The sequence below is a fragment of the Xenorhabdus doucetiae genome (genome assembly GCF_000968195.1).
Classification (GTDB): Bacteria; Pseudomonadota; Gammaproteobacteria; order Enterobacterales; family Enterobacteriaceae; genus Xenorhabdus; species Xenorhabdus doucetiae.
This window is the reverse complement of record NZ_FO704550.1, coordinates 1,234,837-1,260,428: the sequence shown is the minus strand read 5'-3', so window position 1 is coordinate 1,260,428 and position 25,592 is coordinate 1,234,837. Positions and strand designations below refer to the sequence as shown.

Annotated in this window: 22 protein-coding genes and 1 pseudogene; 13 read left to right on the top strand and 10 right to left on the bottom strand. The window is 42.5% G+C overall.

The annotated features are described in order from the left end of the window. The first annotated feature begins 39 nt into the window (after positions 1–39). Positions 40–1,248 (top strand): D-alanyl-D-alanine carboxypeptidase DacA, encoded by a 1,209-nt coding sequence (gene dacA / locus XDD1_RS05880; protein WP_045969522.1) that lies wholly within the window; start codon positions 40–42, stop codon positions 1,246–1,248. Between the two features lie 110 nt (positions 1,249–1,358). Continuing rightward, on the top strand, positions 1,359–1,622 hold the full coding sequence (ybeD, locus tag XDD1_RS05875) for a DUF493 family protein YbeD (RefSeq protein WP_012989589.1): 264 nt from the start codon (positions 1,359–1,361) through the stop codon (positions 1,620–1,622). Between the two features lie 133 nt (positions 1,623–1,755). Here the strand turns inward: ybeD and XDD1_RS05870 are convergent, their stop codons facing one another. Then, positions 1,756–3,216: a TrkH family potassium uptake protein gene (locus tag XDD1_RS05870; protein WP_045969520.1), complete on the bottom strand. Its 1,461-nt coding sequence runs from the start codon at positions 3,214–3,216 to the stop codon at positions 1,756–1,758. Positions 3,217–3,386: 170 nt separating this feature from the next. On the opposite strand from XDD1_RS05870, the gene lipB reads away from it, so the two are divergent. The 3 genes from lipB (at position 3,387) to crcB (ending at position 5,518) form a co-directional block, all read left to right on the top strand. Next, entirely contained in the window at positions 3,387–4,061 is a 675-nt protein-coding gene (lipB, locus tag XDD1_RS05860) for a lipoyl(octanoyl) transferase LipB (protein ID WP_408068288.1), read from the top strand. 104 nt (positions 4,062–4,165) lie between these two features. Then, positions 4,166–5,131, top strand: coding sequence for a lipoyl synthase (gene lipA / locus XDD1_RS05855; RefSeq protein WP_045973358.1), 966 nt, complete (start codon positions 4,166–4,168; stop codon positions 5,129–5,131). A gap of 15 nt (positions 5,132–5,146) precedes the next feature. Then, on the top strand, positions 5,147–5,518 hold the full coding sequence (crcB, locus tag XDD1_RS05850; RefSeq protein WP_045969516.1) for a fluoride efflux transporter CrcB: 372 nt from the start codon (positions 5,147–5,149) through the stop codon (positions 5,516–5,518). 80 nt (positions 5,519–5,598) lie between these two features. Here the strand turns inward: crcB and cspE are convergent, their stop codons facing one another. From cspE to XDD1_RS05835, 3 genes and pseudogenes are all read right to left on the bottom strand, one after another. Next, complete coding sequence (cspE, locus tag XDD1_RS05845) at positions 5,599–5,808, bottom strand: transcription antiterminator/RNA stability regulator CspE (RefSeq protein WP_045969514.1); 210 nt, start codon at positions 5,806–5,808, stop codon at positions 5,599–5,601. Between the two features lie 188 nt (positions 5,809–5,996). Further along, the gene (locus tag XDD1_RS05840; RefSeq protein WP_045969512.1) at positions 5,997–6,482 is read right to left on the bottom strand and encodes a methylated-DNA--[protein]-cysteine S-methyltransferase; all 486 of its coding nucleotides are present in this window, start codon (positions 6,480–6,482) and stop codon (positions 5,997–5,999) included. Between the two features lie 1,041 nt (positions 6,483–7,523). Next, positions 7,524–8,567 (bottom strand): annotated as a pseudogene (locus tag XDD1_RS05835) (IS630 family transposase). Between the two features lie 181 nt (positions 8,568–8,748). Between XDD1_RS05835 and proV the strand changes: the two are divergent. The 8 genes from proV to emrB all read left to right on the top strand — a co-directional run bounded on the left by proV (position 8,749) and on the right by emrB (position 17,137). After that, complete coding sequence (gene proV, locus XDD1_RS05830) at positions 8,749–9,951, top strand: glycine betaine/L-proline ABC transporter ATP-binding protein ProV (RefSeq protein WP_045969510.1); 1,203 nt, start codon at positions 8,749–8,751, stop codon at positions 9,949–9,951. After that, positions 9,941–11,089 carry a glycine betaine/L-proline ABC transporter permease ProW gene (gene proW, locus XDD1_RS05825; protein ID WP_084720956.1) on the top strand — a complete coding sequence of 383 codons (1,149 nt, stop codon included), beginning with the start codon at positions 9,941–9,943 and terminating at the stop codon, positions 11,087–11,089. Before proV ends, proW begins: the two co-directional genes overlap by 11 nt. A 34-nt stretch (positions 11,090–11,123) precedes the next feature. Beyond that, on the top strand, positions 11,124–12,086 hold the full coding sequence (gene proX / locus XDD1_RS05820) for a glycine betaine/L-proline ABC transporter substrate-binding protein ProX (protein ID WP_408068280.1): 963 nt from the start codon (positions 11,124–11,126) through the stop codon (positions 12,084–12,086). 206 nt (positions 12,087–12,292) lie between these two features. Further along, complete coding sequence (locus tag XDD1_RS05815) at positions 12,293–13,084, top strand: AzlC family ABC transporter permease (RefSeq protein ID WP_084720952.1); 792 nt, start codon at positions 12,293–12,295, stop codon at positions 13,082–13,084. Between the two features lie 7 nt (positions 13,085–13,091). Then, positions 13,092–13,427, top strand: a complete 336-nt coding sequence (ygaH, locus tag XDD1_RS05810) for an L-valine transporter subunit YgaH (protein ID WP_045969507.1) — start codon at positions 13,092–13,094, stop codon at positions 13,425–13,427. Positions 13,428–13,556: 129 nt separating this feature from the next. Continuing rightward, positions 13,557–14,072 carry a transcriptional repressor MprA gene (gene mprA, locus XDD1_RS05805; protein ID WP_045969505.1) on the top strand — a complete coding sequence of 172 codons (516 nt, stop codon included), beginning with the start codon at positions 13,557–13,559 and terminating at the stop codon, positions 14,070–14,072. Between the two features lie 242 nt (positions 14,073–14,314). Continuing rightward, on the top strand, positions 14,315–15,586 hold the full coding sequence (gene emrA / locus XDD1_RS05800; RefSeq protein ID WP_045969503.1) for a multidrug efflux MFS transporter periplasmic adaptor subunit EmrA: 1,272 nt from the start codon (positions 14,315–14,317) through the stop codon (positions 15,584–15,586). A 9-nt stretch (positions 15,587–15,595) separates the two neighbouring features. Next, positions 15,596–17,137, top strand: coding sequence for a multidrug efflux MFS transporter permease subunit EmrB (gene emrB, locus XDD1_RS05795; RefSeq protein WP_045969501.1), 1,542 nt, complete (start codon positions 15,596–15,598; stop codon positions 17,135–17,137). Positions 17,138–17,327: 190 nt separating this feature from the next. Here the strand turns inward: emrB and XDD1_RS05790 are convergent, their stop codons facing one another. The 6 genes from XDD1_RS05790 to XDD1_RS05765 form a co-directional block, all read right to left on the bottom strand. Continuing rightward, positions 17,328–19,739, bottom strand: a complete 2,412-nt coding sequence (locus XDD1_RS05790; protein ID WP_045969499.1) for a GNAT family N-acetyltransferase — start codon at positions 19,737–19,739, stop codon at positions 17,328–17,330. Then, a complete protein-coding gene (locus XDD1_RS05785) occupies positions 19,739–21,052 on the bottom strand; it encodes a lysine N(6)-hydroxylase/L-ornithine N(5)-oxygenase family protein (RefSeq protein WP_045969497.1) in 1,314 nt (437 codons plus the stop codon). Before XDD1_RS05785 ends, XDD1_RS05790 begins: the two co-directional genes overlap by 1 nt. Before the next feature lie 57 nt (positions 21,053–21,109). Next, positions 21,110–22,642, bottom strand: coding sequence for a pyridoxal phosphate-dependent decarboxylase family protein (locus XDD1_RS05780; RefSeq protein WP_408068287.1), 1,533 nt, complete (start codon positions 22,640–22,642; stop codon positions 21,110–21,112). Between the two features lie 261 nt (positions 22,643–22,903). Continuing rightward, the gene (gene fhuF, locus XDD1_RS05775) at positions 22,904–23,671 is read right to left on the bottom strand and encodes a siderophore-iron reductase FhuF (RefSeq protein ID WP_045969493.1); all 768 of its coding nucleotides are present in this window, start codon (positions 23,669–23,671) and stop codon (positions 22,904–22,906) included. An 89-nt stretch (positions 23,672–23,760) separates the two neighbouring features. Further along, complete coding sequence (locus XDD1_RS05770; RefSeq protein WP_045969491.1) at positions 23,761–24,576, bottom strand: ABC transporter ATP-binding protein; 816 nt, start codon at positions 24,574–24,576, stop codon at positions 23,761–23,763. Continuing rightward, positions 24,576–25,571 carry a FecCD family ABC transporter permease gene (locus XDD1_RS05765; RefSeq protein ID WP_231854465.1) on the bottom strand — a complete coding sequence of 332 codons (996 nt, stop codon included), beginning with the start codon at positions 25,569–25,571 and terminating at the stop codon, positions 24,576–24,578. The genes XDD1_RS05770 and XDD1_RS05765 overlap by 1 nt, the downstream gene beginning before the upstream one ends. Positions 25,572–25,592 lie beyond the last annotated feature (21 nt).

Sequence of the window (25,592 nt, the reverse complement as noted above, 5' to 3'; positions counted from 1 at the left end):
ACTATCAATCCTTCTCTCACGGATGTTATCTAATCAATCATGAAATACCTAGTTACTTCCCGTTTTATCAAAAGTGCCACTTTTGGCATTGCCCTGGCTGCCAGCATTTCTGCATCTGCCAACGCGGATGATAATTTCAAGACCATGATCCCCGGTGTACCAGAACTGGATTCAGAAGCCTATATTCTGATTGATTACAACTCAGGAAAGGTATTAGCTGAAAAGAATGCGGATATCCGCCGCGATCCCGCCAGTTTGACCAAAATGATGACCAGCTATGTTATTGGTCAGGCCATCAAATCAGGAAAAATCGGCCCGAATGATATCGTTACAGTAGGTAAAGATGCTTGGGCAACGGGTAATCCGATCTTTAAAGGCTCATCCTTAATGTTTTTAAAACCGGGTGACCAAGTTTCTGTCGCGATGCTCTCCCGCGGTATCAACTTGCAATCTGGCAACGACGCCTGTGTCGCTATGGCAGATTATGTGGCAGGCAGCCAAGATGCCTTCGTCAACCTGATGAATCAATATGTGCAAAGTCTGGGGCTGAAAAACACCCATTTTCAAACTGTTCACGGTCTGGATGCTAACGGTCAATATAGCTCTGCCCATGATATGGCACTGATTGGGCAGGCTCTCATCCGCGATGTACCGGATGAATATTCTATTTACAAAGAAAAAGAGTTTACTTACAACAATATCCGTCAGCCTAATCGTAATGGCTTACTCTGGGATCAGAGCCTGAATGTTGACGGTATTAAAACAGGCCACACCAGCGGCGCAGGATATAACCTGGTTGCTTCTGCTACCGAAGGCAATATGCGCCTGATTTCTGCGGTGATGGGCAGTCCAACCTTCAAGGGACGTGAAACCGACAGCAAAAAATTACTGACATGGGGCTTCCGTTTCTTCGAAACAGTTTCACCACTGCAAGTTGGTAAAGAATTCGCCTCAGAACCCATTTGGTTTGGTGATACAGATAAGGTTCAACTGGGTGTTGACAAAGATGTTTACCTAACGATCCCTCGTGGCCGCTTAAAAGACCTGAAAGCCAGCTATGTATTGGATAATACCGAACTACATGCACCACTGGCTAAAAATCAAGTTGTTGGCACGATCAACTTCCAGCTTGATGGCAAAACCATCGAACAACGTCCATTGGTCGTGATGCAGGAAGTCCAAGAAGGTGGTTTTTTCAGCCGCATCATCGACTATATCCGACTGATGTTCCATCACTGGTTCGGTTAATTGCTTGAAAGACAAGGATTAAACCTTATATTCATTCAATATCGTTAGAAAATTATCACGCCACGGCAAATCCATCGTTATGCCGTGGCAAATCTATTTTAGGAGCGCCCATGAAAACAAAATTAAATGAACTCCTTGAGTTCCCCTGCTCATTCACCTACAAAGTGATGGGCTTGGCTCAACCTGAGCTGGTGGATCAAGTTATTGAAGTCGTTCAGCGCCATGCACCGGGCGACTATTCTCCAGTGGTGAAACCAAGCAGCAAAGGTAACTACCATTCCGTATCCATTACCATTAATGCAACGCATATTGAGCAAGTTGAAACGTTGTATGAAGAGTTGGGTAATCTGGAACTGGTGCGTGTTGTACTGTAATTGCGTTTCCTGTCTGAACACGCTTTACTCTCTTAACATCATATGCTGATGTACAAATCAGCAAAGTTTGATGTCTCTAATGCCAATGGCAGGAAAATAGCCGAATATAGGGAAACCATATTCGGCTATCTGTTTAAAAACGCCAAAACGCTTTTGAGCATAAAATCAATATGGGATAAATTTCAAGTCTTCCCAATAACATAGCTGCGCACATCATCCATTTTGCTATCGGGTCAAGCGCACCGAAACCTTGTGCCGTCACACCCCACCCTATTCCCATGTTATTGATACACGCCGCAGCGGTGGCAAATGACGTCATAAAATCATAACCGAGCAGGTTCAAAGCCCAGATAAAGAAACAGCTAAAAAAGACATAGAGAAAGAAGAAGCCCCAGACAGAGCGCAGCACCCTTTCCTGAACCACCGATTTGCCCACTTTAATCGTTGAGATGGCATTTGGGTGAATGAGCTGGTTAATTTCACTGACACTCTGTTTTGTCAGGATCATAAAACGCAGGGCTTTAATGCCTCCACACGTTGACCCCACGCAGCCACCAAAAAAGCTCACGGCCAACAGCAGCAATACCGTATGCGGGGGCCATTGGGCGTAATCAGAGATCGACAAGCCGTTATCCGTCATCATGGAACTGGTCATGAAAAAACCGTGAACAAAGGCTTCTTTCACGCCATACATGCCTGAACGGTATAATTCTATCCAGATAATGGCGACGATCGCCGCCAGTACCAGTAAGAAAAATTGCAGTTCCGCATTCTTTAGCAAGGGTTTTAAACTTCTGCGCGTTAAAGCAACAAAATAGAGTGCAAAGTTAACCGCTGACAATACTGAGAAAATGCCCCCTACCATTTCAATGGCAGCGCTGTCGTAATAACCGAGGCTTTCATTACGGGTAGAAAATCCCCCCAAGGAAACCGTCGAAATCCCATGACAGACAGCATCAAACCACGACATTCCTGCCGCCCAGAAACTGGCTGAACATAGCCCTCCCAACAACAGGTACACGACCCACAGGCTCTTGGCACTGTCTGCAAGCCGTGGGGTTAATCGCTCTTCTTTGAAGGGGCCCGGCATTTCTGATTGGTACAGTTTGGCGCCACCAATCCCCAGTAAAGGCAAGATAGCAACGGCAAGCACGATGACGCCCAATCCGCCGATAAAATTGAGTTGAGCACGATAATAGAGCACGGAATTCGGCAAGGCTGAAACATCATTCAATACCGTGGCACCGGTGGTCGTGATACCCGAAATACCTTCAAACATCGCATCCACCAGATTGATGTTTAAACTTTTATCGAGCACAAAAGGCAAGGCACTGAGCAACGAGAACAACAACCAGAAGAGTACAATAATAAGAAATCCATCTTGCGTACTGGGTTGTGCCTTGGTTTTACGAGTAAAGTACCAGCCTATTCCTCCCGTAACCAAGCCAATGATAAATGTCTCAAAAAAGGCAAAAACGCTTTTTTCTTTATAAAACAAAGCCACAAAAATAGGCAGCAACATGGAGAGGCTGTAAAGGAGCACCAAAAAACTACAAAGATGCCCAACAATGAGAAGTTGGTTTTTTTTGACCATCTGTTAGCTCAAACAGAGATTAAAGGGAAAATCATCAAAATATATGACCATGATAATATAAAATTAAAACATATTCGTCTAATTAACAATATTATCGCATTAAGGCATTCTCAAACTGGTGGGAATCCTCTTACGGCGTTATACTGGCGGGCACTTTTTGTTAACGAATGATGAAATTCCCATTGCAACATAACACCGTTATTTTACGCCAGTTAGGTATTCAACCTTACGAACCGGTTTCTGATGCTATGCACCAGTTCACCGAGCAGCGTACTGCGGAAACACCTGATGAAATCTGGCTTGTCCAACATGAAAAAGTCTTTACGCAAGGTCAGGCCGGCAAAGCCGAGCATATCCTTGCAGCCGGTGATATCCCTGTCATCCAGTCAGACAGGGGAGGACAGGTGACTTATCACGGCCCCGGACAGCAGGTCATGTATGTTTTGATTGACTTGAAGCGGTCAAAAATCGGGGTTCGCCAATTGGTCACTTCTATTGAAAATACGGTGATAGAAACATTGGCACATTTTGGTGTGGAAGCCTATGCCCGCCCAGATGCCCCCGGCGTTTATGTTGCAGGTAACAAAATCTGTTCCCTTGGGCTGCGTATCCGCAAAGGATGCTCTTTTCACGGTCTGGCACTGAACATTGCCATGGACTTACACCCCTTTTTACGCATAAATCCTTGTGGTTATGCCGGAATGCAAATGATCCAACTCAGTGACTTTGTTGCCGGAGTAACCATCGAAGATGTACAACCTGTTCTGGTGGAAAAATTCTGTCAGATCTTGGGATTCCAACTAATCGATACCAACTCGTCGATAAAAGATGATATAATTTTTTAACAATTTTCAAAAAAATTTGAATGGATTTATCTGCCTTGACATTTTTTCATCATTATCAGGCAGTAAATCAAAATCTGAAGAATATAACTGGAACCAGCACGATTATGAGTAAACCAATTCAGATGGAACGCGGTGTCAAATACCGCGACGCAGACAAGATGGCTTTGATCCCTGTGAAGACAATCGCCACAGAACGTGAAGCACTCTTGCGTAAACCTGAGTGGATGAAAATCAAACTTCCTGCGGATTCCAGCCGCATTCAAGGTATCAAAGCAGCAATGCGCAAAAATGGGCTGCATTCCGTCTGTGAAGAAGCCTCCTGCCCTAACCTTGCAGAGTGTTTTAACCACGGAACCGCCACCTTTATGATCCTTGGCGCCATCTGTACCCGTCGCTGCCCATTCTGTGACGTCGCCCACGGCCGCCCGAATGCACCTGATGCCAATGAACCGACTAAGCTCGCACAGACCATCCAGGATATGGGATTGCGTTATGTCGTTATTACCTCGGTTGACCGTGACGATTTACGTGACGGTGGGGCGCAACATTTTGCTGACTGTATCACGGCTATTCGTGAAAAAAATCCATCAATTAAGATCGAAACTTTAGTACCTGATTTTCGCGGCCGCATGGATCGTGCACTGGAAATTCTGACCGCAACACCTCCCGATGTCTTCAACCACAATCTGGAAAATGTGCCACGGGTTTATCGTCAAGTTCGTCCGGGGGCTAACTATGATTGGTCGTTGAAACTACTGGAGAAATTTAAGGAAGCGCATCCAGATATCCCAACGAAATCAGGTTTGATGGTGGGGTTGGGTGAAACCAACGAAGAAATTTTAGCGGTTATGCGCGATTTGCGCAGCCACGGGGTCACGATGCTGACCCTGGGGCAATATTTACAGCCAAGCCGCCATCACCTGCCAGTACAGCGTTATGTCAGCCCTGCTGAATTTGATGAAATGAAAGAAGCCGCATTAGAAATGGGCTTTACCCATGCGGCTTGTGGCCCGTTTGTGCGCTCTTCTTACCATGCTGACTTGCAGGCTAAGGGCGTAGAAGTCAAATAAGCTGTTGCCACCATCATGATGAATCTTATTGCCGTATTTATCGGTGGTGGCTTGGGTAGTGTACTACGCTGGCTCATCAGTCTCCGCCTGAACAATCCATCTTCCCCAATCGCCGTTGGTACGCTGACGGCGAATTGCATTGGCGCATTTATTATTGGGTTAGGTTTGGCCTATTTTAATAAAGCCACACATCTCAATCCGGTTTTGAGGCTAATGCTAATGACAGGTTTTTGCGGCGGGCTAACAACCTTTTCCACTTTTTCGGCTGAAGTCATTGACTTATTACAGACGGGAAAAACAGATTGGGCACTGTTCACTATTCTGGCAAATGTGATCGGTTCATTGCTGATGACTGCACTGGCTTTCGCGGTAATAAGCAAACTCTAATGATTTGATAAGACGCTAGAAGTTAATAAGAATAAAAAAACCCGTTATCAAAACGGGTTTTCAAAATGCGGGATTTGAAATTAGATTGCGACAACGTTCGCAGCAGATGGACCTTTCGCACCCTCAGTGATTTCAAACTCTACTTTTTGGCCTTCAGCCAGAGTCTTGAATCCGTTAGACTGAATGGCGGAAAAGTGTACGAAAACATCTTTGCTACCATCTTCTGGAGTGATAAAACCGAATCCTTTGGATTCATTAAACCACTTAACGTTACCTTTAATTTTAGACATCAAAACTTACCTTTATAAAAAAGACACGAACTCAGTGTCGCGTACAGTACAACAAATAATATCGTCCACTGTCTGCAACATAGATCACGAAATATATAACCGAATGTAAAAAAACACACTTTTTGTTTAATTACACTGATTGATTTTATACGCCAATGGTGATTTCACAAATAAATTAGCGTTTTATTTTAATTCTGTTTACTTTTCTCCTTTCTGTTTTTTTCATGATCGAGTAGCCACCCTTTGATATCCAGCCCACCGGTATAGCCAACCAATTTACCGTCATGCCCAATCACTCGATGACAAGGCACAATTAATGAAATAGGATTGCGTGAATTCGCCATACCGACTGCACGACAATAATTTACCGATCCCAACGTGAGTGCCAATTGTTTATAACTCCACATTTCGCCATAAGGAATGTGACAAAGCTGCTGCCAAACGCGCTTTTGGAATTCAGTTCCCTGCATACTTAAAGGAACGGTAAATGTGAGCCGCTTCCCTTTGAAATATTCCTGTAATTCTTTCGCGCACTGCTTGGTAATCGTACTTTTTGATTCTGATGCTTTCTTTTCGTTGACGAAATAGATACTGGTTACTCCTTCATCGTCCGCAGTGATATGTACATAAGGCTTGGGAAATCCTTCTGGAGTATTCAGGTAATGATGATACATAAACTACCTCCATTTAATTTATTATTAAAAATTTCTGTACTAGCCTAAAGCTCTCATTCATCAATTTGCAATGATGAATTCGGTTACACATCTGACAATTTGATAAAGAAACCATCGCGCCCTCTGACAATTAAAATTATGGCTCTGCCAATAAGTTATGACACTTTATTTTTAATGTCACCTGTTTAAAAAAGACTTAAACACTATATATAGACAAAATAATTAAATTCACCACTACATACAGTGTAAATTTCACAAATAAATTACCTCAATACAATACACATATATTATATTTTATTATTACTAATTAATATTATACCCAGAAATTTTACCAAAAGCGTTATCATTTATGGCAAACAGAAACAACGATCAGGGGATAATTCCCCTAAAAGAGATACACTACACTGCCGGCGATGAACACAATGGTGCGAACAAGCCCGTTATACCCAATCATTAAAAGCGTTAACGCACAAACTGTGTGAAACCCATCCGATATAATGGATTTCAATTCACAATGTGTGATTCTACATAACCATTTAACTATGTAATTATAGATAATTTCTAAAGTTTTTATCTATTTTTTCAGTTCTCTATCCATAAAGTATACCGCTTGACGCAGCAAGAAATAATTTGTAGCTTACAGTCAGTTTATCCGTTATTTCACCGACCCTTAGATATTAAACTCTGTTCTATTAACGTATTGCTTAATATCAGATATACTGATAACCTGATAATTAAAACAATTCATGATCATCTATTTTAATTTTCTGAAAAATTTTAAAATAAGCTAAAAATATAAATTAAACGCTACTGAACAATATTATAAATCCACTTCACATTACAAAAAACCTTTTATAACAAAAAGATAGAATAAATGACCCTAAAAAACCTCATATTCAAAGTTTAATTTGATAAATTAATATCAAAAAAATCACTTTCTAATTCCAATATTACGTCACGAGAAAACATCACTTTTTTATTAATGACTTTTAAATAAGGGGTTGTCAACATATTTCAATATGCTAGGGTATAAATAGGTTTTCATAATTGTGATACACCCATTTTTCTCATCCCCGGTTTCTGCTGTTGTAAGGAAGCGGTTTCCATGAAGATTTTGACATGGTGAAGCAACTGCCACATAAATTGGCAGCAGTGGTTTCGTGTCACGGTTTCATGCAAGGATTGCCATAGACGTTCCCTTTTATTCAACCACGGGGAATAGGACGGTAAAAAGAGAAGGTTAAATTGGGGATTTTTTGCCAGCCAAACCCTGACCTTCCGGCTCTTATGAATGCAATAGTTATCTAAAATTAACGTGATTGTCTTGGCACTGGTATATTGATGATTAATTTCATCTAACAATTTGATAAATAAATCTGAGTTCTTTCTCAAGCCACCGACATACGTGATTTCTTTCGTTTTCGCATTGAGGCAACCCGCAAGGTAGTGTTTTTGGTTCTTTCCGGGGGTAACAACACGCTTTTGCTGTCCTTTGAAGCACCAGTCTGCACCGATTTTCGGGTTAAGGTTGATGTCCACTTCATCCTCATATAAGACAGGATGTTTCCCTGAGGCATTGGATAACGCCTCGCTGATTTTGGCCATTTTTTCATCATACTCAGGGTCCAGGTAATTTTAAGGTGGGCGCGGCCCTTCGCCAAACAATGCCCGCCCGAACAAAGTAGCAATTGAGTGTACTTTGAGAAAGCGATATATTCAGAATCTCATTGATTTTAAGTGTAATCAGTTCAAGGCTCCATCGGAAACGGGGATAGCCAAAATTTTGGGGAAGGTGTTTAATAAGAAAGAAATGACGGAGAGAAGCGGGGCTAAATTCCAGATGGCAGGCCTTCCCGCAGGGAGGCTTTTAAGCCCTTCCAACCCGTATAATGTTAACCAATTTACCCAACGATTAACTGAAGAACGTGAACAGTGAAGCGTTCTGGAAACGTGAGAAACCGTACTCCCTTCATGCAACATCAAGAGCGCGGTGAGGCGACGTGCATAGTTCTTATCCCGGGTTTTCTGGATAGCTTTTTTCATTTGACGTCGTTCATTTCGGGGTATTGATGTTATGATTGGCATGACTCAGTCCATTTTGGGATTTGTTTTGATTTGGCGATTAATCAGATCGCGAAAATCGGACTGAGTTCCCTTCAAGTGATCTACTATTTTGAAAACCTATTTATATTGGTAAAATAGCGCTGGAGTAATTGACCGAAATATATCAACAACCTATCATCAACAACAGGAAAATATTTATTTCATGACAATTAAACTTGAAGTTAAAAATCTCTATAAAATATTTGGTGATAACCCTGAGCCGGCATTTCAGCTATTAGCGTCTGACCTCAGCAAAGAGCAAATATTTGAAAAAACAGGTCTCACCGTCGGTGTTCAAGATGTCAATCTGGCCATTGAAGAAGGCGAAATATTTGTGATCATGGGATTATCGGGTTCAGGTAAATCCACACTAGTACGTCTTCTCAATCGTCTGATTGAACCCACCAAAGGCCATGTACTTATCGACGGAGAAGATATTTCTGCCATCACAGAAACTCAGTTACGGCATGTTCGCCGTAGTAAGATCAGCATGGTTTTCCAGTCTTTTGCGCTGATGCCGCATTTGAATATTCTGGAGAATACGGCATTTGGCATGGAGCTTGCGGGCATTCCCAAAGAAGAGCGCCATCAAACAGCACTTGAAACGCTGAAACAAGTCAACTTGGAAAGCTACGCCCTATCCTATCCCGATGAACTTTCCGGTGGTATGCAGCAACGTATTGGGTTAGCCAGAGCCTTAGCCAACAATCCCGATATTCTGTTAATGGATGAAGCCTTCTCAGCCCTCGATCCGCTTATCCGTACCGAAATGCAGGATGAATTATTGCGCCTGCAAGGGGAACATCAACGTACGGTAGTTTTTATTTCCCACGATTTGGATGAAGCCATGCGTATCGGCGATCGCATTGCCATCATGCAGGGCGGTGTTGTCGTTCAGATCGGCACACCCGATGAAATCATGAATAAGCCAGCTAATGATTATGTCAAAACTTTTTTCCGTGGTGTGGATATCAGCCATGTTTTCTCAGCGAAAGATATTGCCCGCCGTCAGCCGGAGACTCTGCTTCATGTCGCAACAGGTTTTGATCCTCGTTCTGCGTTAAAAGTGCTGGATAATGAAGACAGAAACTATGGTTATTTGATCGAAAAAGGCCAGAAGTTTGTTGGCGTAGTCTCTGTCAACTCCCTGCAACAAGCATTGGCAGAAGAAAAATCCATTAAACATGCCATATTGGAAAAACCAACCGCCGTTGCGGCTGATATTCCGCTGAATGAATTGATATCCACCGTCGCACAATCTCCCTGCGCCGTTCCTGTCGTCAGTGATAATAGTCGTTATTTAGGTGTCATTTCCAAAGGAATATTACTACAGGCCTTAGATAAGGAGGCACCCAATGAGCAATAACTCACCACAGACAGTCACTGATCCCACGGCTGGCAGTGATCCCTGGATGGACAGTACCACGACTTCTCCCCCATCAAACTCTGATTGGCTAAATCCATCTGCAACCGATATCCCGCCCGAACATTTTAGCCTCATGTCACCTTTTCAGCATAAGCTCATTCCGTTTGATTCATGGGTGACCCAGATTGTTGATTGGGTTGTCGTACATTTCCGGCCTGTTTTTCAAGTCATCCGCGTTCCGGTAGATTTTGTCCTCAGTGGTTTTGAGCAATTCCTGACAACCTTGCCGCCGCCCATCACCATTTTGTTTTTTGCATTACTGGCCTGGCAGCTTGCCAGTGCAAGAATCGGCGTGATTTCCTTCATTTCACTGATCATGATCGGCGTAATTGGCGCATGGTCAGAAGCTATGATCACCATGGCTCTGGTGCTGACTGCCCTGCTGTTCTGCATTATCCTTGGGCTGCCCCTGGGCATCGGTTTAGCGCGCAATGAACGGCTAGCCAACATTGTTCGCCCCTTACTGGATGCCATGCAAACTACGCCTGCTTTTGTTTATCTGGTTCCCATCGTCATGCTGTTTGGCATAGGTAACGTTCCCGGCGTCATGGTCACAATAATTTTCGCTTTGCCACCCATTATTCGCCTGACAATTTTGGGCATAAAACAAGTTCCATCAGATTTAATTGAAGCCGCCAGATCATTTGGTGCAAGCCCACGGCAGATGTTGTTCAAAGTTCAACTTCCGCTGGCGATGCCCACGATTATGGCGGGTGTGAATCAAACATTGATGTTAGCCCTTTCTATGGTCGTCATTGCTTCCATGATTGCGGTTGGCGGCTTGGGGCAGATGGTATTGCGCGGTATTGGCCGTCTTGATATAGGATTGGCCGCCGTTGGTGGTACAGGGATCGTCATTCTTGCCATTATCCTTGATCGCCTGACCCAATCTCTGGGAAAAAACCACCGAACCCGAGGAGGACACTGGTATCACTCCGGGCCAATAGGGTTACTTAACCTGCTTTTTTTTAAAAATCATGCCAGTCAAAATAATCCCCCCAAAACGATATCCGACCTGGCAACAAAAGGAGGAAACCATCATGCGCATAATCACCTTATGCAAAAAGACCATAAATAAGAGGATAATTTTCGGCGCACTCTTAATGGCATTCATGAGTCTTTCCCTATCACCTGCGGCATCTGCGACTGAACTGCCGGGCAAAGGTATCAGTGTGCAACCGCTACAAAGTACCCTCAGCGAAGAAACATTTCAGACGTTGATTGTCTGCAAGGCCCTGGAAAAACTCGGCTATGACGTTAAACCAATCAAGGAGGTTGATTATAACGTCGCTTATACTTCCATTGCTTCTGGTGATGCCACATTCATGGCCGTCAATTGGGTGCCACTCCATAATGCCCCATATAAAGCTGCGGGAGGAGATAAAGTCTTCTATCGCAAGGGAAATTATGTCGTCAATGCGGCACAAGGATATCTGATTGATAAGAAAACAGCCGAAAAATACCACATCACCAATATCGCCCAATTAAAAGATCCTAAACTGGCCAAATTGTTTGATAGTAACGGCAATGGAAAAGCCGATTTAACCGGCTGTAATCCAGGGTGGGGATGTGAAAAAGCAATCAACCGCCAATTAGAAGCTTATGGATTGAAAAATACCGTAAAACATAATCAGGGCAATTATGCCGCCATGATGGCTGATACGATTGCCCGTTATCGGGAAGGTAAGCCGATCCTCTATTATACTTGGACACCTTACTGGGTGAGTGATGTACTGAAACCCGGAAAAGACGTTATCTGGCTCCAAGTACCTTTCTCTGCCCTCGGTGAGGGAGAAACCATCGATACGCAGTTGCCCAACGGCCGTAACTATGGCTTTCCGCCCAGTACCATGCATATCGTGGCAAACAAACTATGGGCAGAAAAGAACCCGGCTGCGGCGAAACTTTTTGCGGTGATGACCTTACCGATTGCGGATATCAATACGCAAAATCGGAATATGCATAGCGCTAAAACGTCAGAAGCTGATATTGAACGCCAGGCTGAGGGCTGGATCGAATCGCATCAGAAAACGGTGGATAGTTGGCTAAAAGCAGCCAGAAAAGCCGCGGATTAAAGTATAAATTCACTTTTCTTTCACGCTGTACAGATAGCCGTGTAAACGTTAACAAAAATTCACGGCTATTTCCCCCTACTCTTTTTTCACGGCTAATCTCTTTGTTCTCAATGATGTTATTTAAATAATTTATCTATTTCATATTTTCACTTTCACCATATTTTGTTAAGGTTGTTTTATCTGTTAACAAAAAAACAAAATATTCCATGCCAATGCCTGATAAATCTGCACCTGATATACCAGTATCTGAAGTATCAGAATCCGGAACCCCCCTACCAAACACCGTTTCTTCATTTAGAGAAGGTATTTTTGATAGTCTCCCTATCGCGATTGGCTATATTCCCATTGCTTTTGCATTTGGCTTAAGCGCCACTAAACTGGGGTTTACGCCCATAGAAGCCATATTCTTTTCATGTGTCATTTATGCCGGAGCCAGCCAGTTTGTTATCACGGCCTTACTGAGTGCAGGCATGTCATTGTGGATTTCTGCCCTGACGGTAATGGCAATGGATATTCGCCATATTTTGTATGGCCCTGCCTTGCGCTATCGCATCAAACAGCAACTGTCGAACAAGAAAACCGTGATTTGGGCTTTTGGTTTGACTGATGAGGTTTTTGCCGCAGCAACCACCAAACTGATTAAAGACCAACGGAGCTGGAGTGAAAACTGGATGGTCGCCATCGCCATATGCTCTTGGCTTTCATGGGTGTTGGGAACTGTAGCAGGCGCCATATTGGGTAATGGCTACCTGAGCTCTTACCCTGCTGTTGAGGCCGCGATGACATTTATGCTTCCGGCGCTATTTTTAAGTTTTTTATTGGCATCCTTCAAAAAACAAAATACCTACTGTGTTACCGCTTCCTTATTGGGCGCTTTAATGGGTATCACCTTTTTTTCAATACCCATCGCCATTCTTGCGGGGATCGTGGGGGGATGTCTAGCCGCTCTTCTGCAAACGAAAAACGCACAATTAAATATCAATACTTCACATGATTAGTCCATTTATGATTGATAATAAGATACTTTTTATCGGCTTGGTTGTCGGTGCCGCCAACTTTTTATTCCGCTATCTTCCCTTGCGTTTGGGAAACAACCACTCACCGACAGGAAATAAGGGGAAAATAGGGATCATCCTCGACAGCATTGGTATTGCATCGATTTGCTCGCTTCTCATCGTTTCAAGCATTCCTGACGTCATGAAAGAGCACAACAAACTTTTTCCGACACTCATTGGCTGCCTAACTATCTGCCTGTTTTTCTACAAAACACGAAGCATCATCATTTCAACACTGTCTGGTGCCGTCGTTTTTGGAGTAATATTCAAGGTATTTATGAATTAGGTATCAATATTAAAAGAAATGTGATGATAATAAATAACTATAATTGCTAAATTTAACTTTTAATATAGTATTCGTATGGTTTTTAACAGAAGTTACTTTACCGGTTGAAACTAATAAGGTATCTAAACAATGGAAAGTTCATTCACTCCCACAGAAGAGTTACTTAATTGCCGTGTAGCACAGCAAAAAAGTCTACCCTATCAAGAGATATTACTGACTCGCTTATCCATGCATGTCCAGAGTAAACTTCTGGAAAATCGCAACAACATGCTGAAAGCACAAGGAATCAATGAAACCTTGTTTATGGCTCTGATGATTCTGGATACCAAACAAAGTCGTAGCATTCAGCCATCAGAACTGAGTGCTGCATTAGGCTCTTCCCGTACAAATGCAACCCGGATTGCAGATGAATTAGAAAAGCAAGGTTGGATAGAGAGAAAAGAGAGCCAGAACGATCGTCGTTGTCTCCATCTTCATCTCACAGAGAAAGGTTCAAATTTCTTGAATAGTTTACTTCCACCTCAGCATGATTGCTTGGTTAAACTTTGGTCTATCTTGGATCTTGAGGAGAAAAAACAGTTAGAAAAATTGATGAGAAAAATCTTGGGACAATTAGATACTATTGGGGATTGTTTAAATAAGTGATTATCATTTTTCTGAACCGTTTCGCATCAAAAAAACATGTTATAGCAACATAATCTAAAAAAACTTTCCTGCTAGCCTGTATCATCAGATACTTCGTATGGCTGGCTATTATCTCCAGATAATAAATAAATCCATATCGTTCGCCCCTTCCAGTAGTGTATGCGCACACTACTGGAAGCATGTTTCGTCCTGTTGAAACCACACAATTAATAATGAGTTAAGAACAAATACGGAGAATCTCCATGAGTGTTAGTGAGAAAGCATCACTTCCGTCCAGTGAAAAAATACCATCCTCCAGCGAAGAACCGTCATCTGAAAAGCCGTCACCTGAAAAACAATCACCTTCAAAGGTGAAAAAAGGGACTAAAAATAGGACTAAGAAACAGCAACGCCGCCGTATCATGACATCATTAACGTTATTCTTCCTTCTGCTTGGGGCAGGTTATACCGTTTACTGGCTTCTCACTTTACGATACCACCAAGAAACCGATAATGCCTATGTCACAGGTAATCAGATACAAGTGATGTCACAAATTGCGGGCAGTGTTGTGACTGTCAACTTTGACAATACTGATTTTGTGAAAAGTGGTCAGTTCCTCGTCCAACTCGATCCCCGTGACGCCGAATTAGCCTTAAAAAGAGCTGAAAATGAATTAGCTAATACTGTCCGAATCACTCATCAGCAAATGATCGACAGTAAACGATATCAAGCCATCATTGAATTGAAAAAAATTGCGCTGAGAAAGGCTCAAAATGACCTTAACCGAAGGGAAATATTAGGCACTCAAGACTTGATTGGTAAAGAAGAGTTGCAACATATGCGCGAAGCTGTCTCTGCTGCCCAAGCTGATCTGGATGTCGCGATCGCCCAATACCAAAGTAATCAAGCCATTATTCTGGATACGCCGCTGGAAAAACAGCCAGCCATTGAAAAAGCCGCTTCTGGTGTTCGTGATGCCTGGCTTGCCTTGCAGAGAACCCATATTGTCAGCCCGATTGATGGTTATGTCGCTCGCCGCAGCGTTCAGGTAGGTTCCCGTATCAATTCAGGAACGCCATTGATGGCGATCGTGCCTGCCAACAATATGTGGATTGAAGCTAATTTCAAAGAAACCCAACTGGCAAACATGCAGATTGGGCAACCCGCTAAAATCATCAGCGACTTCTATGGTGATGATGTTGTCTATACTGGCAAAGTTGCAGGCATTGATATGGGAACCGGTAGCGCCTTTTCCCTATTGCCAGCGCAAAATGCCAGCGGAAACTGGATTAAGGTTGTACAACGTCTGCCAGTCCGTATTGAGCTTGATCCTGAACAATTAAAACAGCATCCCCTGCGAATTGGGCTATCAACAAAAGTCACCGTGGATACAGCAAACCGTGATGGAACTGTACTGGCGGCCACTGAACGTACCCTCCCCGCCTATCATACCAATGCCTTAACCATAGATATGGCTCCTGCAAGCAAAATAGTGACTGACATTATTAATAGTAATTCAGGGAACCAAATTTAAGGGGGAGTCATGGTAACAAGAGAACCGTTTACAGGCGCGAAACTCGCCTTTCTGACCCTTTCACTTTCCATGGCGACTTTCATGCTGGTTCTTGACTCTACCATTGCCAACGTCGCCATACCGACGATTGCGGGTAATTTAGGTGCGTCAAGCTCCCAAGGAACCTGGGTAATTACCTCTTTTGGTGTCGCAAATGCCATTTCCATTCCCATTACTGGTTGGCTGGCGAAGCGCATTGGCGAAGTGAAACTGTTCCTCTGGTCTACCGCAATTTTTACTCTGGCATCTTGGTTGTGTGGTCTTTCCAACAGCCTCAGCATGTTGATTTTTTTTCGTGTGATGCAAGGGTTGGCCGCAGGTCCCGTCCTCCCTCTTTGCCAAAGTTTGTTGCTGAATAACTATCCACTGGCGAAACGGAACATGGCATTAGCACTGTGGTCGGTAACGATTGTTGTTGCCCCCATTTGTGGACCTATCCTTGGCGGCTATATTAGTGATAACTACCATTGGGAATGGATCTTTTTTATCAATATCCCGATTGGTATTGCCATTATCTTTGTCGTCATGCAGCTATTGCGTGACCGCGAAACCAAAACCGAAATCCGCCCCATCGATATTACCGGATTGTTTTTGCTGGTAATTGGCGTAGGCAGCCTGCAAATTATGCTTGACCAGGGCAAGGAACTTGATTGGTTTAATTCCACCGAGATTATTGTCCTTGCTATTACTGCGGTTATCGCACTTATTTTCCTGATTATATGGGAACTGACTGATGATCATCCGATTATCGATCTATCCCTGTTTAAGCAACGCAATTTTTCCATTGGTACACTGAGTATTAGTCTCGGCTTCATGATGTACTTTGGTACGATTGTTTTATTGCCACAACTATTGCAAGAAGTTTTCGGTTATACCGCAACTTGGGCCGGCTTTGCGGCCGCACCTGTAGGGTTTCTGCCCCTGTTACTGTCACCCGTTATTGGCAAGTTTGGCCATAAGATAGACATGCGCTATATCGTAACATTCAGTTTCATCACTTATGCTATTTGCTTCTATTGGCGGGCTTATGCCTTTGAGCCGGGCATGGATTTTGCAGCCGTTGCATGGCCTCAGTTTATTCAGGGACTTGCCATGGCATGTTTCTTTATGCCTTTGACAACCATTACATTATCAGGGTTAACGCCGGAACGCATGGCTTCCGCTTCCAGCCTGTCAAATTTTACCCGTATATTGTCGGGTTCAATTGGAACATCCCTCACAACCACATTGTGGACACAGCGTGAATCGATGCACCACTCGCATCTGACAGAATACATCAATCCATATAACCCTAATTATCAGCAAGTACACCAGCAACTGACCCAACTGGGCATGAATAATGAACAAATATCAGTTTATCTGGCAAAACAGATTACTCATCAAGGATTAATTATCTCTGCTAATGAGATATTCTGGCTTTCAGCGGGTATATTCTTGGCCTTGACGCTATTGATCTGGCTGGCAAAACCACCTTTTTCTCCTGGCGGTAAAGATCACGGGGGAGCACATTAACTGATTACCTTGAATCTATTCAGTAAACTGACTTTAACGGGAGTATTTGCTCCCGTTATGAAACATGTGGGTTTAAACATATTAGAAGAAAAACAATTGCTCAATCACATAATCTTTCTAAATAAATTTTCATAATAGTGCGAATTTGCAATCTTGTCCCGCGCGCCGCGCGGGACAAGATTTACTCCTATCATTTTGAAACGCTATTTAGGTTCTTAGCAAATTGAGCTATTGGATTCACTAAATTATCCGCAAACTTAAAACTCTGAGCCGGATCAGACAAATCGAGCATCTGACGATTGTTAGCAATTTGCAGGCGATTCAAACAACAACGTTTAATTTCTGGAGTAAACAGATCATAACGCTCAAACTGTTGGCTAAATTCTGGATGCTGAGATTGGTAACTCAAAATACAATCCGCCACCCTCTGCCAAAATTGTTCTTGCGCATACCCTGCCTGTTCATCAAGGATTGCCGCTAGATAACGAAATACACCATCGAATACATCGGACAAAATCGTCAGTGTTTTCATTTCTTCCGGCATATTAACTTTCACGCGGCTGGCTTTTTCTGGCAATTCTGCGTCAGGGTCCATAACCAGGATCTCTTCTGCCAAATCTTTCATAAAAATATATTGTGGAATGTGGTTTTCCAACACCATAATAATATTTTCGCCGTGCGGCATAAACATCAGGTCATAAGCATATAAACAATGCAATAAGGGTAAGAAATAGCAATTTAGATAACGACGAATCCATTCGTCAACTTGCAAACCAGATGCCGATATCAAGGCGGGTAAAAAAGCCTGTCCATGTTGATCGTAATGTAATAATGCAGCCATCGTCATCACATTTTGGTTCGGCTCAATCAATTGCAATGGATTTTCTCTCCACAATGCCGCCATCATTTTCTTATAAGGCGTATCCCCCTGAATAGCTTGCTCATAATAACTATTTCTGAACCCTATACTGGCAACTTCTCGCAAAATTCGGAAGCCACATCCTTGTAAAACTTGGTCTTTTTGTACCAAATCAAATAGCCAATCGTTGATACCGGGTGTTGTCGCCATGTAATAAGGTGATAACCCCCGCATAAATCCCATATTAAGGATAGAGAGAGCCACTTTGACATAGTAACGTTGAGAATGACTACGATTAAACAGAGTTCGTATTGACTGCTGCGCCTGATAAGTATCAGTTCCCTTGCCTAAGTACACCAATTTCCGACTGGCAAGATCGTGAGCAAACACCGAGGGTAATTTATTTTGCCATTGCCACGGATGGAAAGGCATCAATAGATATTCTTCCGGGTTCAGCCCCAACAAAATAAGTTGATGGTTAAATTTATCAATCTCAGATTGCCCCAATTCCTGCTCTAGCAGTTGTTGGTAACTGAGTTGTTCAATGCAGGCAAAATGGGCTTTACTCTTATGGGCAGCCAGCCATATCAAATGCATTTCTGAAGCAGATTCAGGGCTAAAATTCTGGAAATCTTCTGCATCAAAGCCAATACGCCCATTATTGGCAACAAAAATGGGATGTCCTTCCATCATTTCAGCTTCAATCGTCTGAAAGTCCGCATTAACCAGATCTTCAACACTGATGCCATCACGACGATGCTTAAATGCGCTGCTATGCAGGGTACTGGTCAATTCTTCCAAATAAGTCGGCATCACACTATCACTGATACCCAGTTGCGTTTTGAATTCTATGACAAAAGCAATGAGATCCGGTTCAACCCAATCACCTGCTTGCATTTTTCGCAATGAATCAGCATCAATAAACCAGTGATCCAAAGCAAGTCTGCGTGCTCGAAAGTAATAGTTAACGGTGTGTTCATGGTTATCTAAACGATAACAGTGATAACCTTCTTTATCGGTTTCTTCTGTCACTTGCTCTGGAGACAATAAACATTCATGGGTAAATTCCGAAATAGCTTTGCGTAAATGCAGACGATTAACTTTCTGCCAAATAGCCGGATTTAAATGATTCACAAAGGAATGGTTTTGGTTTGTCAGTTCTGATAATACATCTGTATTTAATGCCATTTGATGCTGTTCCCTCGTGCAAAATGCCAATCCTGCCATTTTGTGTGGCAACTGTACGGCTCTTTCGTAAACAAAACCCGCTCGTAAATTAAGACGATGAATTTTTTCATTTCGGATATTTGGTTCAACGACAATTCGTTTAGTCGCAGGGTTACTGAAAATAAAAGCAATGACTGTCTGGAAAATTCCCCACGTAAACTGTCTGATTTTTCGTTCTGACGGGGCAACCAGAATATGCATCCCCATATCACCAGAACGAGCTGGGTAATATTTTCCTATCAGATCTTCTTGTGCACGGTAGCATTCCAATAAAAAAGCAGGTTGCCCTTGATATATTCCAATGAAGACAGAATTAGGCTGACGAGTCAGCAGCTCTTGATAAAAATCATTGACTTGCTGTTTAGTTTGACCCTGCATTCCCCAATAATAGGCATAATCCCGATTAACCCAATCAGTAATCACTGCAATATCATTTGCTAAAGACAGCGGACGCAAGGAAAATGTCCCCAACTCAGGAAACGTTTTTTCAAATAATACAGTAGCAACAGTAGACATCAGATAACCTCTTCACTAACAACACCAAATTGTTGGAATGCAATGCTTTTCTCTATCACATAATGTTCATTTCCCGTGATTTCTTGAATTAAACGAGAGTTTCGGTAGCTCGCCATTCCCAAATCAGGTGTCACAAAACCGTGGGTATGAAGTTCAACATTCTGTACGAAAATTTCATTGTTACGGTCAATGCTATAATTGCGTTGAACATCATAGCGCCCTTTCTCATCCCAACGGATAAGATGCCGTATATCCTCGATAAAATCAGGCGTTTGATATTGATAACCTGTAGCAAGCACGAGACCCTCTGTTGCCAAAGAAAATTCGGCTTCCTGTTCTCGCTGGAATAAATCCAGTACTAACTTTTCTGGTGTATCTGAACCTGTTGCTATATGACGTACTTGCCGTAATTCACTATTGGTATACAACGCGGCATTCAATTTCCCATTCAGCCGCTTAGTGTACATCAAATCGAAAATTTCATTGATGAGTGAGCTGTTAATACCTTTGTACAGCGATTTTTGCGTACGATTCAGCGCATCACGCTTGTTTTCTGGCAAACCATAGAAATAATCCACATATTCAGGTGACGTCATTTCCAATGTTAGCTTGGTATATTCGAGAGGGAAGAAACGCGGGGAACGCGTTACCCAATTGAGCTGATAGCCGTAAACATCAATGTCCCCAAGCAAATCATAAAAAATTTCCGCTGCACTCTGCCCACTTCCCAACACAGTGATGGATTTCTTCTTCTGTAAAGCGGATTTATTTTTCAAATAACTTCCTGATGTCGCTATCCATTGGGTAAAAGGTCTACAACATTTTGGAATATAAGAGGAAGGACCTGTCCCCAGTACTAACTTTTTGCAAAAGAATTCATGTTTTTCTCCCGTTATTGTATCTGCGCAGTGCAAAACATAATGCGAAGATGCAACGTCATGACTGATACTTTCAACACGGGTATTAAAACGCAGATTAGACAACTGCTCTGCTGCCCACTGGCAATATTGGTTATACTCTTTGCGCATCAGGAAAAAACTTTCCCGAATGTAGAATGAGTAAATACGACCTTTCTGCTTAATATAATTAAGGAAACTCAATGGATGCGTCGGAGATGCCAATGTCACCAAATCCGCCATAAAGGGCGTTTGCATTGTTGAATTTTCCAACATCATACCTGGGTGCCAATCAAAAGCAGGTTTCTGATCAATAAACAGGCTGCTAACCCCTGATATTGGCTGTACCAAACAGGCTAATCCCAGATTAAATGGGCCAATTCCAATCGCAATAAAATCATAAATTTTGGTTGTCATAATCACTCCTCATCAATGCCATTTATTTGGAAAACAACTTAATTTGAAAAATAACAATCATTGTTTTCCAACGAATTCACTACTGGAGAACACAATATCTGTCAGTAACAGATTTCCCTGAGCAACTATCTCATTCACAATTTCTTGCAAGTGCTGCTGAGTCGTTGCTGGATTAAGAAAAGTAAATTTCAGATATTGCCTCCCCTCGATTTTTGTTCCGGCAATAATGCAATTTCCTTCTCTAAGCAACGCCTTACGGATATCAGCATTGAGGCGATCAAGATGATCTTCAGAAAGTGGTTGCATTGGCATAAAGCGAAAAACCAATGTACTCAACACAGGTTGATGAACGAGTTCAAAACAAGCGTATTCTTTCATCAAACGATATGCGGTCTGCGCCGTATCCAGTACCTTGTCAAATGCCTGACCAAGTTGTTTAGCCCCCATAATTCGCAAAGTCAGCCACATTTTTAGGGCATCAAAACGACGGGTCGTCTGAATACTTTTATTCACCAGATTGGGGGTGCCTTCCTGAACTGCGCTCAGAGGATTCAAATACTCTGCGTGGTAAGTCAGATGGGAGAAATGTTGTTTATTTTTGATAAAAAAGGCACTGCAACTCACTGGCTGGAAAAAAGATTTATGGTAATCCACTGTGACAGAGTCTGCCCGTCCTATCCCCTGAAGCAAATGCGTATGGCGGGATGAAACTAATAACCCACCTCCATAAGCCGCATCAACATGCAACCATACACCATACTGTTGTGCCAGATCAGCAATCGCAGGTAATGGATCAATACTACCGAAATCAGTTGTGCCTGCCGTTGCCACAATGGCAAAAGGAATATTTCCTTCCTCAAGACACTGTTTGATACAAGCCTCCAACATCTGAGGTGACATACAAAATTCATGATCATGCGGAACCGAAATAACAGAGTGATATCCTAATCCCAGTATCGCCGCTGCTTTCTGTGTGCTGAAATGGCTAACAGATGAAGTGAATATACGCAATTTATGAAAATCAGCGGGCAAACCATGCAATTGATTTTTATGCTCTGGATTACGCTGATGACAGAACCAATCCCGTGCCAATAACATCGCCATTAGATTTGATTGGGTTCCACCACTCGTGAATATTCCATCGGCTTCTTTTCCCAACCCTAATTTCTCCAGCGTCCAATCAAGGATTTTTTGTTCTATCAATGTCCCACCAGCACTTTGATCCCATGTATCTACTGATGAATTGATAGCGCCAATTATTGTTTCCGCAATCACGGCGGGTAAGACAAGTGGACAATTCAGGTGAGCGACATATTTAGGATGATGAAAATAAACCGCATCTTTAATATAAAGATGTTCTAATTCTTCCAAAGCCAGATCCCAAGAATCCAATGGATTATCCAGATTGACACTGGAAAATAATGGTGATAATTCCTTTGGAAGGACTCCACTAAATGGTTTGTTTGTCTGTCGTAATATTCTTTTAATCTTAACAATAGCCTCATAAGCATTTTCTAAATAACGCTCGGTATTATCCCCATTAAACAAATATTGATAAAAATGGCCATCTTCCAAATAACCACTTCCCATTAAAGGTGTCTTTTTAGCCAACGGTTCGGCAATAATTTGAACTTTGTCAGGCATTATATATCCTTAATTTTTATATTCTCTATATTTCAAGTTGTCAATTTTCTGGCTGTGAACCTAAGAACATTAAATATCTTAGATAATTGCTCGACATTATTTTTAAAACATTAAGTGCCTTCATTAGCTAATGAGGGCAAAGATATATCATCAATCCATGATGATTTTTTATTTTCGTAATAAATAGATATAGATAGTTTTTACTATTTATGCCGTCGATTCAAGAGGACAGTCGTGACAATTTCCCACTCCGGGTAGTTTATTTCTTTGGCAACAACAGCGGCGTTGTATTACATTGTTTTTCATAATCACAGTTCGATAAAGCGGGTTGTCCCTGCCATCAGGCAAAGTTTGTTCAAAGAAAAGATCCTGGATTAATCTATCATATTGTTCTTTATCCATTCTTTCTTTAAAATTATTTAAGTACCAATGCATAACATAACCAATGTTATTCCACAATAAACGTCCATTTATTCCTCGATAAGATTCAATCTTCTCACACACAGGTATAATGTGCCGATCTAACATAGAATGATAACGTTCCAATAAAGAAGCAGATTCATTCAACCATGTTAATTGGTAATAAACAACATTTGGCCGGCCTGTTTCATGAAACTCAATTTGAAAGAGACTATAATCTGTATCAACAGGCTGCGGGTATTCCAATAACATGAGCATCATTGGCGGAACAATTAATCCAAAATACCACTGAGCCCATAAAGAATAAAGTCCTTTCTGATTTGGCTTTAACTCATTATGACTATAATATGAATCTTGGTAGCTTTTTATCAATAATGGGAAATTTTCATCATTCGACCATTGGTAAAACCCCATACTTTCTGACGGAATATTTTCTGAGTTTATTTTTATTGATGAATTAAAATGATCAAATGCACCACCAAATAGGTTAGTGATATCTTCAATTGTTATTTCAGATGCCACTTCAATAGAGTTCTGATTATTTTCGTTTATCATTCCATACTCTCCTATCACCTATTATCAACCTTAACCTATACCTAATAAACTTCAAGTTGCATCTTCAAGTACGCTGAGTCTATATCCCATCATTCATTGATTTTATATTTAGGGATAATCAATGGCTTATTAGATTCAGGATCACGAATAATCCGGCATGCCAAACCAAATACAGCGGCAATATTCTGTACTGTGACAATTTCCTCTGGAACACCTTCAGCATAAACCTGACCTTCTTTCATCATAATTAGGCGCGAGGCATAGCGCAGAGCCAGATTAATGTCATGTAAAACCAATACCAGCGTTTTGCCTTGTTGATGCAAACGCTGACAAAGGTCAAGCAGTTCAATCTGGTGAGAAATATCCAAATAAGTGGTTGGTTCATCTAACAAAATAATCGGCGTCTGTTGTGCCAACGTCATCGCAAACCAGGCACGCTGACGCTGGCCTCCTGACAGCTCACTCACTAAACTTTGCGACATATCCCATAAATCCACTGCTTTCAGCGCATCATTAACCACTTTCTCATCTTCTGCCGACCACTGGCGCAGGAAAGATTGATAAGGATAGCGCCCGCGAGAAACGAGATCATAAATAGTCAGTGCCTCAGTGATGGCGGTACCTTGCGTCAGCAATGATAACTCTCGCGCAACGGATTTAAGTTTATAACGGTGGATATTGGTTCCATCCAGCAAAACTTCACCACGTTGAGGCGGCATACTGCGACTGATCGCCCGCAATAGTGTTGATTTCCCACATCCATTCGGGCCAATGATGACACTGAATTCACCGTCATGAATGGCGAGGTTAACGCCATCAATAATGGTTTTTTTACCATATGCCAGTGAAAGATCATGGGCTTTTAACCGTGAAGTCACTTCTGGGGAATAAGCATCCGATGACATTATCGCGTTCTCCTTAATTCGGCATACAGTAAATACATCAAATAAACACCACCCACCACCGCCGTAATCACACCGACGGGCAAACGCGCTGTCGTTGGTAATAACAGGGTCATTAAATCAGAAACCAGCATCAACAAAGCGCCTACCAGTGCCGTGCAAAATAGTGCAGAGCCTTTATTCCGTACCAGTCGTCGGGCAATTTGCGGGGCAGATAAAGCGATAAATGCTACTGGCCCGACAACCAATACCGACATGGTGGCAAAAGTCACTGCGAGTAATATGCTGGCTATCTGGATAAAGCGCACAGGTACACCAAGGGTATTGGCGATATCATGGCCCAAATGGGTATAGTTCAATTGCCTGCCCAGCCAAAATAAAACGGGAATAAACAACACCATGCCGCTGATCAGTGCCACATTTTGCCAGTTTTGACTGGCAAGGCTGCCTCTCAATAATGCTTTCAGTTGTTGAGCTTGCTCAAGGCGAATATTCGAAGAGGCAAACTCGACAACCGCCGTGCACAGTGCAGCAATCGCAATTCCCGAAATAATAATCTTGTTAGCCTGCATATTGCCAATGCCGGCACCACTACCGAGATAGATCAACAATACGGCAATCATAGCGCCTGATAATGCCCCCACTGGAACAGGCAATACATCAGGCCAAACCACCATTGCCATGACAATACCGACTGCCGCTCCACCATTCACACCGATAATATCTGGACTACCGAGTGCATTACGGGTCGTAAGCTGAAACAGGGAGCCGGAAAGTGCCAATGTTATTCCGGCTCCGATTGCGACTAAGGCTCTCGGTAAGCGGATCTCTGTTAAGATAAACGCTTGATAAGGGGTTTCGGTCAGTAAAAAAGGATTATCCATCCCTTCCCTGCCCATCGCTAAAGAGAGATAAAAAAGCCCCACAATCAGCAACAACATGGAAAAAACGATTCTGCTGACCTGCCACTCAGGTGCGATAAAAACAGCATTTCCCATCTTGAATGTTTTCGTTTTTGG